General features: G+C 43.3%; 13 protein-coding genes. 4 read left to right on the plus strand and 9 right to left on the minus strand.

Annotation, left to right across the window (positions count from 1 at the left end; genetic code table 11):
* Positions 1–63: 63 nt before the first annotated feature.
* The 5 genes from MKY28_RS18110 to MKY28_RS18130 all read right to left on the minus strand — a co-directional run bounded on the left by MKY28_RS18110 (position 64) and on the right by MKY28_RS18130 (position 5,010).
* Positions 64–1,680: a xylulokinase gene (locus MKY28_RS18110; protein ID WP_340937967.1), complete on the minus strand. Its 1,617-nt coding sequence runs from the start codon at positions 1,678–1,680 to the stop codon at positions 64–66.
* Positions 1,681–1,799: 119 nt separating this feature from the next.
* Positions 1,800–2,267, minus strand: a complete 468-nt coding sequence (locus MKY28_RS18115; protein WP_076252701.1) for a GNAT family N-acetyltransferase — start codon at positions 2,265–2,267, stop codon at positions 1,800–1,802.
* Positions 2,268–2,309: 42 nt separating this feature from the next.
* Positions 2,310–2,966: a hypothetical protein gene (locus MKY28_RS18120; RefSeq protein ID WP_340936544.1), complete on the minus strand. Its 657-nt coding sequence runs from the start codon at positions 2,964–2,966 to the stop codon at positions 2,310–2,312.
* Between the two features lie 192 nt (positions 2,967–3,158).
* A complete protein-coding gene (locus MKY28_RS18125) occupies positions 3,159–4,031 on the minus strand; it encodes a carbohydrate ABC transporter permease (protein WP_017689839.1) in 873 nt (290 codons plus the stop codon).
* Positions 4,032–4,047: 16 nt separating this feature from the next.
* Positions 4,048–5,010, minus strand: a complete 963-nt coding sequence (locus tag MKY28_RS18130) for an ABC transporter permease (protein WP_372238352.1) — start codon at positions 5,008–5,010, stop codon at positions 4,048–4,050.
* 169 nt (positions 5,011–5,179) lie between these two features.
* On the opposite strand from MKY28_RS18130, the gene MKY28_RS18135 reads away from it, so the two are divergent.
* The 3 genes from MKY28_RS18135 to MKY28_RS18145 all read left to right on the plus strand — a co-directional run bounded on the left by MKY28_RS18135 (position 5,180) and on the right by MKY28_RS18145 (position 10,648).
* Complete coding sequence (locus tag MKY28_RS18135; RefSeq protein ID WP_340936545.1) at positions 5,180–6,991, plus strand: sensor histidine kinase; 1,812 nt, start codon at positions 5,180–5,182, stop codon at positions 6,989–6,991.
* Positions 6,992–7,223: 232 nt separating this feature from the next.
* Positions 7,224–8,834, plus strand: a complete 1,611-nt coding sequence (locus tag MKY28_RS18140; RefSeq protein ID WP_340936546.1) for a response regulator transcription factor — start codon at positions 7,224–7,226, stop codon at positions 8,832–8,834.
* Between the two features lie 134 nt (positions 8,835–8,968).
* Positions 8,969–10,648, plus strand: a complete 1,680-nt coding sequence (locus tag MKY28_RS18145) for an ABC transporter substrate-binding protein (RefSeq protein WP_340936548.1) — start codon at positions 8,969–8,971, stop codon at positions 10,646–10,648.
* Between the two features lie 163 nt (positions 10,649–10,811).
* On the opposite strand, the gene MKY28_RS18150 is transcribed toward MKY28_RS18145, so the two are convergent.
* Both MKY28_RS18150 and MKY28_RS18155 read right to left on the minus strand, forming a co-directional pair.
* Complete coding sequence (locus tag MKY28_RS18150) at positions 10,812–11,117, minus strand: hypothetical protein (protein WP_340936549.1); 306 nt, start codon at positions 11,115–11,117, stop codon at positions 10,812–10,814.
* A 31-nt stretch (positions 11,118–11,148) separates the two neighbouring features.
* Positions 11,149–11,334, minus strand: coding sequence for an aspartyl-phosphate phosphatase Spo0E family protein (locus MKY28_RS18155; RefSeq protein WP_340936550.1), 186 nt, complete (start codon positions 11,332–11,334; stop codon positions 11,149–11,151).
* Positions 11,335–11,498: 164 nt separating this feature from the next.
* On the opposite strand from MKY28_RS18155, the gene MKY28_RS18160 reads away from it, so the two are divergent.
* A complete protein-coding gene (locus MKY28_RS18160) occupies positions 11,499–11,753 on the plus strand; it encodes a helix-turn-helix domain-containing protein (protein ID WP_340936551.1) in 255 nt (84 codons plus the stop codon).
* A 274-nt stretch (positions 11,754–12,027) separates the two neighbouring features.
* Here MKY28_RS18160 and MKY28_RS18165 read toward each other — a convergent pair whose 3' ends face one another.
* Both MKY28_RS18165 and MKY28_RS18170 read right to left on the minus strand, forming a co-directional pair.
* On the minus strand, positions 12,028–12,792 hold the full coding sequence (locus tag MKY28_RS18165) for a hypothetical protein (protein WP_340936552.1): 765 nt from the start codon (positions 12,790–12,792) through the stop codon (positions 12,028–12,030).
* A 139-nt stretch (positions 12,793–12,931) separates the two neighbouring features.
* The gene (locus MKY28_RS18170; RefSeq protein ID WP_340936553.1) at positions 12,932–13,954 is read right to left on the minus strand and encodes a Shedu anti-phage system protein SduA domain-containing protein; all 1,023 of its coding nucleotides are present in this window, start codon (positions 13,952–13,954) and stop codon (positions 12,932–12,934) included.
* Positions 13,955–13,996 lie beyond the last annotated feature (42 nt).

Here is a 13,996-nt window from a genome sequence, read left to right on the forward strand (position 1 = left end):
GCATCATAGTGTAGGCAACGGGCTTCGTTCCAATTTCCTCTGTTCAAGAAATATGATTACATCTCAGGCTTTCTTCCCATTCTCCACGAAATGATCTACCGCTGACTGCTCAATGGCCAGTCCTTCCGTGTAACGCTCCATGAACAAGGCAAATCCATTCACATCCGTGCTATTTGGAGAAACCTCTTGTCCTTCTGCATCAATAAACACCTTGGTAGTAAGGTACTCCGCCAAACCCTCGTGCTGCTGCTTATTAACCATGTAGGAAGCCAAAATAGCCATTCCCCATGCGCCACCTTCACCAGCGGTAGACATGACCGACACGGGAATATTCAGTGCGGATGCGCACATTTTTTGAGCGACTCGTGGGGTTTTGAACAATCCGCCATGCGCCCAAATGTGCTCAATCGTTACGTGCTCCTTCTGTGTGAGAATATCCAGCCCGAGCCTTAGTGCAGCAAACGCAGCAAACAGATGGACTCTCATAAAGTTTGCCAGGTTGAAGCGGCTCTCTGGAGAACGTACGAACAACGGACGACCTTTTGCAATTCCTGTAATGTTCTCGCCTGAATAGTAGCCATAGCTCAGTAAACCACCGCCATCAGCGTCAGCTTTCAGTGCTTCATTGAACAACACACTGAATAACTGGTTCATATCGGGCTTCTGTCCCATCGCCTCATAAAACTCACGGAACAAGTCGACCCAGGCATTAATATCGCTGGAGCAGTTATTCGCAAGAACCATAGCCACAGGATTGCCATCAGGTGTAGTCACGATGTCAATCTCAGGGTATACCGTAGATAGGTTTTTATCTAATACAATCATGGCAAAAATCGATGTACCTACGGAAATGTTACCCGTACGTTTTTGGACGCTATTCGTAGCAACCATGCCTGTTCCAGCATCGCCTTCCGGAGGGCAAAGTGGAATATTGGATTCCAGATTACCTGATGGATCTAACAGTCGGGCACCAGCTTCACTAAGATATCCGGCATGTTCACCGGCAGTGTACACTTTAGGTAAAATATCTTTAAGATTCCACGTGTAGCCTTTGTCGGCAATTATATCGTCAAACTTCTTCAACATATCTTCATGGTATCCCAGTGTGGATTCATCAATTGGGAACATACCTGAGGCATCCCCTATACCAATAGCTTTACTGCCAGTCAACAGCCGATGTATGTAACCTGATAGTGTCGTAATATAATTGATGTTCGTAACATGCTCTTCTCCGTTCAAAATCGCTTGATACAAATGTGCGATGCTCCAGCGCTCTGGAATTTTAAACTGGAATTTCTCGGTTAGCTCTGATGCAGCCTTCCCCGTTGTGGCATTGCGCCATGTACGAAACGGAACCAATAACTCCCCTGTTTGATCGAGCGCAATGTAACCCTGCATCATAGCAGAACATCCGATTGAGCCAATTTTTTGTATCGTTACACCATAATTTGTTTCAATCTCTTGCTTTAATTGATGATAGGTTTGTTGCAACCCATGAGTCATTTCATCCATAGGGTAAGTCCAGTAACCACCAATCAATTGATTTTCCCACTCATAACTGCTGGAACAGATGGTATTAAAATGGTGATCCATGAGTACAGCTTTGATGCGTGTGGATCCAAATTCAATGCCTAGCGAAGTTTCTCCCCTGACTATTGCTTGTTTCAAGTTTTGATCCATCATCGTATTCATCCTCTCTGAATTTGAAATAGCTCGATTCGGGAATAGGTGATTTGAATAGCCCAAATCAAGGTGTAAATTTCATGAAGAAAGAGCAGGATTGGAGCTGTAACGGACAATTACAAAGTTAATACCGCCTGTACTTCACCACATGCCAATATTTCACCGGTTTGAATAAAACCAAGAGAGTCATAAATTTTCTTCGCAACTACATTTTCAGGTTTGTAGGTGAGTTCTACAACTTTGGCTTTTCCACGTGGAAAAGTTCTCGCATACTCAATTGCTTTTACTACCATTTCTTTACCATATCCCTTACCTTGGTATCGCTGGTCAATCATCATCTTGAAGATGCCATAACTGCTATAATCAAAATTGCCATCCCCGTCATCATAGTACATCGAAATAAAACCTACCATATTGTCTTCCTTATAGACTGCAAAAGTAATAATAATCTGCCCCTCATCTGAGGCAACGTACGCTTCAGCAAGTGCATGTTGGTTCGAGGATATGAATCTTTGTTGGTCTGGAGTGACTTTAAGTTCAATACATTCGATAAAATTATCCCAAGTTATTCTTCTAAATTCCATTTTGAATTCCCTCCCGCACTTATCATCATTACTATTTTCTTCCTATTTTGTTGCACTAATATAGCTCAATTTAAAAATACGATCATACATATATGTGTAAGAATCGTAATACTCAAGCGCCTTTTTTCTCTCTTCGTGGAAAGACTTTAATCTTTCCTTGTCCCCGGTATTAACATAGGCTATTAACTCAGTACTCGCTTTTTTATATGATTCCACACTATAACCCGCATCAGAAAAATCAAAGGAATTATAGTCTTGTACTGGAGTAAACACCTCTGGACGGATCCAGCCCTTAGATTCGGCTTCCTTTATTAACTGTTGTAATCTGGAGATGTCAACTTGCTCTTCTAATATCACTTTACTAAGAACATCAACCACTTCTTGCTCGATCTTGTTGAATTTGCTTGTAAATTCATGATTGGAAAGATGCATCTCTATTAAATTTTTAGTGTAATGAGAATAACTATTCACTAGATTAAGCTTGGAATTCTTATACTCTACCGCAAATCTTGCATCACGAAGAACACTGGCCGGGATATAAGCATGATTTTCAATTATTTTGACTTCTGTCCCTGCCCTGGTCTTTAGTTCTTTTCCATTCAAAAATATACTTATCTTCTGTGGTGCGCTTGTCGCTGCAAAAGCAAGAGAAGCGCTTACTAACGACAAAGCAAGAGTAACGATTATCATTTTTTTCACTTCGTACACACCCTCTGATATGAATAATAAAGATAACTTTCAATCAGCTATTATCGTACCATTTTATTCAAATAAAGGTAATACACTACATATATGCAACGTTCTTTATCCATACACAAAAAGAAGCCACCTCCCTGGCCTTCCCCAGTTCAGTGACTCCATTTCACAACCCTATTCATTTCCTACATTCAACTACTCTTTCACAGCACCAACCACGATCCCAGTAACAAAGTACCGTTGCAGGAACGGATACACAAGCAGGATCGGCAGCGCGCTGATAAAGATCTGCGAAGCCCGAATGGTCCGTTGGGACAGGTTCTTCACCGCTTCTGGATCAAGCTTCGACATATCGGCCTGCACGATGATCGTCTGCATGAATGTCGCGAGTGGCAGTTTTTCCGCATCACGGATGTAGATGATTCCGTCGAAATACGCATTCCAATGCCCAACCATCATGAAGAGCGAAACCGTTGCAATAACGGGTACCGAGACAGGCAGATAGATTTTGATAAACGTCTTAAAGTGCCCTGCGCCATCGATAAATGCCGCTTCTTCCAGATCCTTCGGAACGGTACGGAAGAAATTCAGCAACAGAATGATGTTAAACACTGCAACCAATCCTGGCAAGATCAAGGCCAGCAATGTGTTCATCAGTCCCAGCTTCAGAATCAGGATATACCCCGGAATGAGGCCACCGCTGAACAGCATCGTGATGACAAAATACCACAGATAAATGTTACGTGCGCGGAATACACGCGTCTCCTTGGAAAGCGCATAGGCTGCAATCGTATTAACGATTAACGCAAGTCCTGTACCCAGTACTGTCCGCTCCACAGATACCCATAAGGAGGAGAGGAAGTTGGTATTGGCAAATGTCTTCGCATACGCCTCCAGTGTAAATCCAATCGGCCAGAACGTTACGAGACCAGCATTTGCAGGTGCAGATGCGCTAAGTGACACCATGAGCAAGTGATACAAAGGCAGCAAGCAGAGCAGTGAAAGGATGGTCAGTAACACATTGTTGAATATGCTGAATATGCGGTAAGGCATCGTTTTATGGTACATTCGTTTGTCATCCTTTCTAGAAAATTCGATATCCGGCGAATCGGTAAGCCAGTCGGTACGAGATCACAATCAGGATCAGGCTGATGACCGATTTGAACAGATTCACAGCGGTAGCGAAACTGAACTGCCCACTAAGCAGACCTTCTCTATACACAAACGTATCGATAATATCTCCTTGTTGGTAAATCAATGGACTATATAAGTTAAAGATCTGGTCAAAGTTGGCGTTAAGCACATTACCCAGTGCCAGCGTTGCGATTACGATCCCAATGGGAATCAGTGCCGGGATGGTAATATACATCGTTTGCTTCCAGCGTCCCGCTCCATCCACTTCAGCTGCTTCATAAAGTGCAGGGTTAATGCCGGACAGTGCCGCTAGGAAGATAATTGTGTTGAAACCAAACTCTTTCCAGACATCACTCGCAATAATCGTGAATCGGAACCAACTCCCATCCCCCAGGAAGAAGATCGGTTTGATGCCGAATACCGAAACCAGGAACTGATTGACAATACCCGTCTGGGCCAGAATGTCGATCAGAATGCCTGATAGCGTAACCCAGGACAGAAAGTGAGGAAGATACACGAGCGTTTGAATCGTTCTTTTCAGCGCCATCTTCCGTACCTCATTAAGTAATAAGGCGAATACAAACGGAATAATCAGGTTCATGACAATCTTGGAACAGGCAAAGAACAACGTGTTCCACGTAATTTGCAGGAAATAATCATTTTCCCACATGTACCTGAAGTGTTTCAGTCCTACCCATTCGGAATTGAAAAATCCCAGTGCAGGTTTATAATCTTGAAATGCCATCAAAATCCCGGACATCGGAATGTATGAAAATATAAAGACCATAATGGCCGCCGGCAACACCATAAAGTGCAGAATCCATGGCTGTTTGTAGCGTTTTTTTCTCTTTTTATCCAGCTTGTTCCCAACGTTTGCCTGCGGGATCCGCTTACCCTCCAATTTAGCCTCCATAGCGCTTCTCCTGTTCCCAAAAAAAGTTTTTGTGTGTGATCGGGTTCTCTGATATAAATAGTATCAAGCCATTCTGAGGTCTGCTATATAACATTGTTAGGCTTGATAGTGTTTTGTTAGGGTATCATCAGAAGAGGTAGTTTACACACGAATTAGAAGGAGACTTTTCATGTATATATGGAAGCGCTTAATGCCTTTTCAAGGTAAAACCAGATCCCCATTCAGTCTTTTTGCCAAAATAAACTTGTTAATTGTGGTCTTGTTCATCCCCATTCTAATCATGTACACCTACTCGAATAACGTCACCTATGATGTCGTCAGCAAAGAACTGCAGATCTCCAACACCAAACAGCTCACGTTTCTGTCCAGTCAGATCGACTCCCGTATCAATCAGATGATGGATTTCAGCCTGATTCTCTCCCGAGACCCCAATGTCAGAGCATTCAACGGCCTTAACATGTGGGATGATCGGTATGACCGGATGCAGACCCGTTATGTGATACAAGAGAAGATGACGCTGCAAACCGGCGTTACGGATATATGGCCCACCCGATATGCGGTGCATTCACAGCAGAATGAGGATGTCATCGCCAACTACAATCGAACCACAGGATATGATGAAGAGTATCTGAAAAAAAATATGAGCGGACGATGGACCTATGGGGATCAAGGAGCCGTATCAGAGGATGAACTAAATTCCTTCTATTGGTTCTATACGGATTCCTTGGCACAGCCGGGGATGCTCACGGGAAGTAATCTGGTGATTGAAGCCAGCTTCAGCTACGAGAACATTCAAAATATGCTGGATACGTATAAAGCGGGCGGACAAGGCGATCCTTTCTTGTATCACAAAGGAAATTCACCCATTCTGAATCGCAGCGCGGACAAGCAGTTGTCCGCAGAACTCATTCAGTATCTGGACACGCATTCTCCGGAAGATACTACACAGGATGTCGTAGAGCTGAACGGTAAGAACTATCTGGTTAGTTCCGTGAAGTCCACTTATCTGGATTGGCATCTGGTGGACGTGATTCCACTGTATCAGATTTTGAAACCTATCTCGCTGAGTCAGAATCTGTTCTACACCTGTATGATTTTGCTGCTGGTGGTGGGTATCTCTGCGTCAATCCTGCTGTACCGAAATGTTCAATATCCGATCAAAAAGCTGATCAAAGGCTTACGCCGCGTCGAGCAAGGGGATTATTCTGTGCGACTGCATAGCAAAAACCAGAATGAGTTCTCATTCCTGTTCCGCCGATTCAACGATATGTCCCATCAGATTCAGGATCTGATCGAGAATGTGTTCCATGAGAAAATTAGAGCCAGGGAAGCTACGCTGAAGCAATTACAAGCGCAGATCAATCCGCATTTCCTATATAATTGTCTTGGTTATATCATTAACATGGCCCAGATGAAAGACGAACAAGCCGTGGTGTCCATGGCGCATAACCTAAGTGCGTATTATCGCTACACCACCCGTATGGAACGGGAGACGTCGTCACTACAAGAAGAGATCAAACTGCTCATCAACTATCTGGATATCCAGAAGCTGCGCAATGGTCGTATTGAGTATCACATCGATATCCCTGAGGATATGCTTGCCCAGTCGGTGCCACGATTAATGCTTCAACCGATGGTTGAGAATTCCGTCATTCACGGCGTGGCGAAGTCCTATTCATCCGGGGAAATCCGAATTACCGGGGAGCGCTTGAACGGTTTTGGCAGAATATACATCGACGACGATGGTCCTGGCTTAAGCCCGGAACAGTACGAAGCGCTGAACTTGAAGATGCAGGAACCACTACAAGAAGAAATGGGCTGCGGCCTTTGGAATACGCACCAACGAATCACGCACCTGTTCGGCAGTCACTCCTACCTCCTATTCGGCCCATCCCCACTTGGCGGATTCCGAACCGAAATCATCTGGGAGATACCAAAAGAGGATGCAAATTCCGATAAAGGTAATACCGATACGAATTAATATTGATACTAACGATAAGTTGATATTTGATTTTTGAACGAACCATTTACACGTGAACGCAGAGGACAGAAAAAACCTGAAGAAGCAAAGCGTTCGCCTTTCAAGCACCATTTTAACCTTATAATCATTTAATTCAGAAAATGGGGCTTGAACAGCGATCGTAAGGTTGTTCTGTCATCGGAGTGGCAAGTGTAAATATACCTTTAGTTCAACCACCAAGGGAGACATTATAATGCACATGATGATCGTAGACGATGAAGCACACTGGGTCGATAACCTGTCCATGACCAAGCCCTGGCACACGCTGGGGATCGAACATGTGCATAAAGCATACTCGGCACACGAAGCACTACAAATGATCGACACCCACCCCATCGATATCGTGATCTCGGACATTCAGATGCCTGAAATGACAGGTATTGAACTGATCGAACGCATCCGCATCCGGGACAAAAAAATAAAATGTATTCTGTTATCCGGGTATTCCGAATTCGATTACGCCAAAAAAGCCATCCAGTTTGAGGCCGTAGACTATCTGCTGAAGCCGCCGACAGACGAGGAATTAATGGGTGCTGTCCAGAAGGCCATCGATCAATTGAACAACGAATGGGAAATGGTCAGTTCACTGACACGAACGCAGTTTACCTTGCGAGAGAATCTCCCCCATTTGCGGGGACGACTGCTCCTGGGGGCTTTGCAGGGACAACGAATCGCTGCTGCGGAATGGGAGCGGAAGCTCGCTAATTACAATCTCCCCTTTCATACCGGGGATGCCGCGTTAATGCTGGTACGTCTGGAAGAAGAATTCGGACACTATGACAGCAATGATCAGACCCTGATCGAATATGCGATCATCAATATGGCGGAAGAGATTATGGGTGAGTTTATGGAAGTGTGGGGCGTCAAGGAGGAGCACGGATATCTCGTGTTTTTACTTCAGTTTAAAGATCGGAAAGGCGATATTGGCAAAGAAACCATGCTGGAGAAGCTATCAATTCAGCTTCAATCCAAAGTAAAACAGTTTCTGAAAGGCTCCCTCTCCATCGTTATCACCGAGTGGTTCACCTTTCCGGATCAGCTTTACGATCGTTTCCGTCAGGCCTCGGCCTATTTCCGGCAGATCGTTGGAGACGAACGCGAATTTGTCATGCGTGTCAGCGATGTCGAGACACCTGCGGCACAAGGTCCCTTGGATGTACTGTACACCCCGCCCACCTTTATTAGTTTGCTAGAGAGCGGACAGTGGGATGCAGCGGAAGAGAAAATACGCGCGGTCTGCGCTGAACTGGATGAGAAATGGTCGGAATCATGGGAGCACTGTATGGAGGCAGGTTTTCTTATTACGGCTTCATTCACCAATATTGCCCACCGGAACAAGCTGACTCTGACCACTTTAATGGGAAACGATGTCGAGGATTTGCAAAGTGGGGAAGTTTTCGCTACCATCAGCAAACTTCGGAAATGGTCGCTCAGTGTGCTTGGCAAACTCAAGGAAGGCACGTCCAACGAGATCAAAGACATCCGTTCCGAGTATGTGAAGAAGATTCAGGATTTTACAGATAAGAACCTGCATCTGGATGTGTCTTTGCGTGTGCTCGCTGACCATGTCAATCTGCACCCGACCCATTTGTCCAAGATCTATAAGATCGAAACGGGCGAAGGCATCAGTGATTATATCTCGCGCCTGCGCATGGATCGGGCCTGTCACAAGCTGGTCACGACCACCAAAAAAGTGTACGAAATCAGCATGGAGATTGGTTATATGGACCCGGCTTATTTTATCAAAGTGTTCAAGCGTCAATTCGGCGTTACGCCGCAAGAATACAGAGACCAGCATAAATAACATGACTGAAAACCGATCTTTTTGAACATTCACTAATAGAGTCCTATCGAAACTAACAAACTCATATAGATGCACTCCCGCACAAATTGGTACAGTTACACTGTAAAGATCATACACCGTAGGGGGATTGAACAATGATCAAATTCAAAAAAACATGGTGGTCACTGCTCATGGTTATCGCGCTCATCACGATCACTGCGTGCGGCAGTGGCGAGACAGGCAGTGACAATGGTAATAATACGCCGGGAACTGTCGGCTCAGCTGAAGCAGAAGCTGCTTTTGCTAAAGGAAAATATGACCCACCCATCGAGTTCAGTTCGGTATTGATGCCGAAGAAATACGTGCAAGGAGATACCAAAGAAAATAACGTGCACGATCGCTGGATGCTCGAAACGCTGGGTATGAAACATAAAGATACTTGGTATCCGGCCAATGACGATCAATACAGACAAAAGCTGCAACTGGCTATCGCCTCTGGCGAGAAGCTGCCTGATTTCGTCACCGTACCCACCAATGCGGTACTGACCAATCAGCTGATCGACTCCGGTCAATTCATCGCCATTGATGAGTTGTTCGACAAGTACGCGAGTCAGACCCTGAAAGATCATGCAGCAGCACATCCTGAACTGTGGTATCCGTTCACCAAGGACGGCAAGAAATACAACATGCCGATCATGGAGTACACCGATAACGACGATACACTGCTCTGGCTCCGCGAGGACTGGATGGAGAAGCTGAACCTGGAAGCTCCGAAAACCATTGCAGACCTTGAGAACATCATGGACAAATTCAAAAACGAGAACCCGGACGGTCTGTCTCCAGACAAAGTATTCCCGCTGGCGATCTCGCTGAAAAATAACACCAACACCTGGATGGGCCAGCTCGACTGGTTGTTCGGTGCATACGGCACAATCGAGGAGCAATGGAACAAAGACGCAAACGGCAATCTCGAGTACGGCTCCGTTAACCCGGGTGCCAAACAAGCCCTTGCAAAGCTGGCTGAATGGATGGATAAAGGTTATATCCATGCTGACTCCGCTCTGTGGGACGAAGGCAAATCCGCTGAAAGCTGGACAGCCGGCAAAGCGGGCATTCTGCCTGGCGCAAACTGGGTACCGGACTGGCCTGCACCTGACCTGCTGAAGAACGTACCTGGCTCAAAGTATAAAGCTTACCCTGTCCCAGCTGGCCCAGACGGCAAGATCGGTACGAAGTGGCAGAACTCTGGTGTCAATGCAAGTATCATGATCAACAAGGATGCCAAGCATCCAGAAGCCATCTTCCTGTACTACAACTACTTGCTCGATAACTTGGCTAACCCGGCTGCGGGCAGTGAGTATGAATACGGCTTCGCCAAAGGTTACGACTGGGATATCATTGACGGACAACCGACCAGTGACAAAGAGAAGATCAAAGACTTCTCCAACGAATTCCCTTTCCTGACCGGCCCAGCACGTATCCCGGATCTGTACATGAAAACCCTCGTGAAGCTGGCCAACGGCGAGAAGCCTGAAACACCTTACGAGAAACAAATGGCTGAATTCCGTAAACCGGAAAACTGGTATGCTGGTAAAGTCGTGATGTCCCAGATCGACGTCCGTAAACAAAACTATTTCACTGGCGCTGCAACACCAACCATGGTATCCAAATGGAACCTGCTCCGTCAGTCCGAGATGGAAACCTTCAACAAAATCATCTACGGCAATTTGCCAATCGATGCCTTTGACCAATTCGTCGCCAACTGGAAATCCAATGGCGGAGATCAGATCACGCAAGAAGTGAATGATTGGTTCAAGTCGGTAAGTGCGAAGTAAGGTTCTGATGTTGTGAAAAGTAAAGCATTAAAACCCGAGCCGAAGCGGTTATTCACGCTTCGGTTCGGGTTTTTAAGTGAAGATCAGGGTCGCTCCCCCATGACATATGGATTCGCGTTAGTAGATCAAGCCCACCACCGCTAAACTCGTCTATGACCTGGCGTTAGTCAGATTCATAGCCTTTTTCCTCCGGCATCGACTGGCACAGCAAGGATACTGTCAGCTGAATTCCATCTCGCAACCCCTGCATGTACAACCGTTCATTCTCTATGCCTTTGCTAACAATGTAACGATTCTCCCATTTAGCATACTCAGGTGTCAACTCGATATCCTTGCCAGCAAACAAAGCTTCAAACGCTTCGTCTGTTTTCCCACGTACATGACTCAGTTCAGGCTCATGCTCAATCCGGGCAGTCACCTCATCCAGCCTTGCTTGAATCGCTCGTTGCATCCACGGTGGAAAATCCATTGCATCTCCTCCCCTATATGTACCGTACTCATCACCGTACCACTCGATTATTCTTCGCCCTCATTTCACTAACTCGTGCCACCAGTTCGTCCACCTTTCGGCTCTGCTCCTGAACCTCAGGGTTCTCCCACAACGGAATCGCTTGCTTCAAGGATGCCTCACCAAGCTGATTAAGCTTGCGCCGTTCCTCTTCCAATAAGTCAAGCAACCGGCTCATACATCCACCTCTCTGATGGGTCTAAACTGCGCCATGTCTTGTTAATGCTAGACTTGAGCAGTCATTTTTAATGCGATTATCGGTTTATTTTATTTTAATTCGATATACGCATTAAAACAACCATTATTTCTCATACAATTTGGTTGAAATGAGGGGTGTACATAATGAAGCATAGACAAGAACCACCTGGCGACAAAAATATTATCGGCTCCCGAGTCGTAGCTATTCGTAAAAGTAAAGGCATCAAACAACGAGAATTCCTAGCCAGATTGCAAACACTTGGTTTGGATATCAGCCAGACCAGTCTTTCGCGTCTGGAGGGGCAGTATCGTCTGGTTCAAGATTATGAAGTGGTTGTAATTGCAAAAGCTTTGGAGGTTTCTGTGGGGTATTTGCTTGTGGAAGAAACTGAACAATGAGAAACTAGACTAAGGCCACCTTTTAACGTCGCCAGATTACTTACGCTTTTGATGGTTGTTGGAATATTAATATAGCGCCTTGACCATCACTTACAATTTATTTTATTAAATAAGCCTTTATATACAATTTACAATATCGCTACATTGATTTATTCGTTTCCAAATAGACATTACTTCTCACTGGTCCTAGACTAGAGCAAACAGAAACAAAAAAACAACCCGAAGGGTGATGTTCAGCTCTGATAATTGAATTTGATGTGCCTACTACTTTTTTTTACTTACAAAAACTTAAAATATATCTAACAACACTGTTAACTAAATCTCTCGAAAATTTTGCTAAATTTTTCTCAGCATCAGAATCAAAGTGAGAGTCACTGTGCTGGTTACGATAATTAGATAGAGAATTTGTTATCGTTGTTATTAAATTAATTAATTGTTCTGGGACATTTTCATTATTAGATTTTAAGTTTTGTAGTATATATGCCTTCACTTCTTTTGCTAGTGGATTTAGTTCATCTATTTTCGTTTTACTCGGAATATTCAGTCTAACGAAAGCTTTAAAAAAGCCTTCAAGACATGTATAACAAAGTGTAATTGCATAATTATAATTCTCTTCTTCTACAGCTTTATCAATTTTCTCAAGATAATCTTGAAGTTTTTTTGAATTCCACATCTCCACATTCACTGTAGGGCTAGGAACAATTATATGTAAATCTAAATTAGCATCCATAAAGTTCTCTAGCTCTTTTACCTTAAGGTTACTTGGATCGATCTCTTTGAAAAGTGCTATGAAACGTCTATATGCTTTCGTTCTAGTAACTTCATCAAAATCATTAAGAATATCTTTATAGAAATCCCTCCTTGTTGTGCTCTTTCCACTTCTTTGTCTGTCCTCAATAAAATCTTTATAACTTAAAAGGTCATAAGAAAACTCCCTACAAACATTTAGAAACTGTGATCCGCTATAATATGTTCCTGATTCCCTATCTTCTAGTATTTCGAGTAACCTATTATATGCATTAGTCCAATTAAAAGACATAAGATTTCTCCTTAATATTTATTTTGGCATTTCAAATAACGCTCCCGTATTCACGACCCAGTATATGCTGGGTGTCCGGCCAATGCCGGACCAAGGACGAATGTCCGCAACGTGAATATTATGTTAGGCTAAGTCTTCTTCAATTAATTATATTGTTATATAATTTCATTGAATTCTGTAATATTTCATCAAATGTCATTACTCTTACTTTCCCTTGGTTATTTATATTAAATCGACGTAATTTCTTTTTTTGTCTTTCTGTAAGCGTAGACATCATGCCTAGAATTAATATACCTGATGGAGAACTTATTGACGGCATGTGATTATTAGCATAAGCAATGTTTGTTTCCACCCATTCTTGAAAATCTATTACCTGTCCAAGCGCATGTGAGAACAAAGAAGTAAAATCATTTGACTTTGTGAAAATTGGAGTACTAGGTTTCTCAATTTCCACTAGCACATATTCATCGTTGTATTTTCTAATCACAAAATCTGTTATGTAGTCAGAACCAAGCCTTTGTTTAGGAATTATTTCTTTTGCCAAAGGATCTATCAATACAGGGTGCTTAAATAAATATCTTTGACAGTCTTCTTCAGATGAAGTTGGATTTTGAATTATTGTTTGATAATTTTCAATAACTTTTTTATTTATTTTAATTGAATTCTCTCTAAATGCTTCGAAAATAAATGATGCAAGAGAATGATCATTTACTTCATAACTTGTGATTTCTTGCTGGAACATAAAATTTATTATTATTCCAAATAAACGTCTATTAGTTAGGCTTTCAGACACTAGTTCATGTAATTTTTCAGTAGCTAGCTTTGCAACTTCATCATCTATTACCGGTACCAATAGTAATGGATGATCTTTATTCACCAAAGGGATTTCTTTAACTTTCTTTTGTGTAGCAAAATATAAAGTCTCAAGGATTGCAGTAGGCAATATTTTACCAGGAGTTTGATTAATTGTTTCTCCTAAAATTTGAATTCCCGTAGTGCCTAAAAATAAAAACATTCGTGACGCATAGTATGGGAATACGTGCTTCTCGTTCGTACCTCCATCTTTCTCTACTAAATATCTTTTCAATTTAGCTAAATTCTCTTCTGTTGGCGAAGTTTTTAATTCATTCATTTCTTTTATTATGGCTTCCCAGTAAGTCATATGTTACCTCCGTTTATAAGATTTCACCTAACGTTCCTGTAT

Origin of the sequence: Paenibacillus sp. FSL R5-0473, from assembly GCF_038004565.1 — a bacterium.
GTDB classification, from domain to species: domain Bacteria; phylum Bacillota; class Bacilli; order Paenibacillales; family Paenibacillaceae; genus Paenibacillus; species Paenibacillus amylolyticus.

Bases quoted from the DNA above. Each gene is read 5' to 3' on its own strand.
- MKY28_RS18110 (WP_340937967.1), bottom strand. From the start codon at position 1,680: ATGGATCAAAACTTGAAACAAGCAATAGTCAGGGGAGAAACTTCGCTA.
- MKY28_RS18115 (WP_076252701.1), bottom strand. From the start codon at position 2,267: ATGGAATTTAGAAGAATAACTTGGGATAATTTTATCGAATGTATTGAA.
- MKY28_RS18125 (WP_017689839.1), bottom strand. From the start codon at position 4,031: ATGTACCATAAAACGATGCCTTACCGCATATTCAGCATATTCAACAAT.
- MKY28_RS18130 (WP_372238352.1), bottom strand. From the start codon at position 5,010: ATGGAGGCTAAATTGGAGGGTAAGCGGATCCCGCAGGCAAACGTTGGG.
- MKY28_RS18135 (WP_340936545.1), top strand. From the start codon at position 5,180: ATGTATATATGGAAGCGCTTAATGCCTTTTCAAGGTAAAACCAGATCC.
- MKY28_RS18140 (WP_340936546.1), top strand. From the start codon at position 7,224: ATGCACATGATGATCGTAGACGATGAAGCACACTGGGTCGATAACCTG.
- MKY28_RS18145 (WP_340936548.1), top strand. From the start codon at position 8,969: ATGATCAAATTCAAAAAAACATGGTGGTCACTGCTCATGGTTATCGCG.
- MKY28_RS18150 (WP_340936549.1), bottom strand. From the start codon at position 11,117: ATGGATTTTCCACCGTGGATGCAACGAGCGATTCAAGCAAGGCTGGAT.
- MKY28_RS18155 (WP_340936550.1), bottom strand. From the start codon at position 11,334: ATGAGCCGGTTGCTTGACTTATTGGAAGAGGAACGGCGCAAGCTTAAT.
- MKY28_RS18160 (WP_340936551.1), top strand. From the start codon at position 11,499: ATGAAGCATAGACAAGAACCACCTGGCGACAAAAATATTATCGGCTCC.
- MKY28_RS18165 (WP_340936552.1), bottom strand. From the start codon at position 12,792: ATGTCTTTTAATTGGACTAATGCATATAATAGGTTACTCGAAATACTA.
- MKY28_RS18170 (WP_340936553.1), bottom strand. From the start codon at position 13,954: ATGACTTACTGGGAAGCCATAATAAAAGAAATGAATGAATTAAAAACT.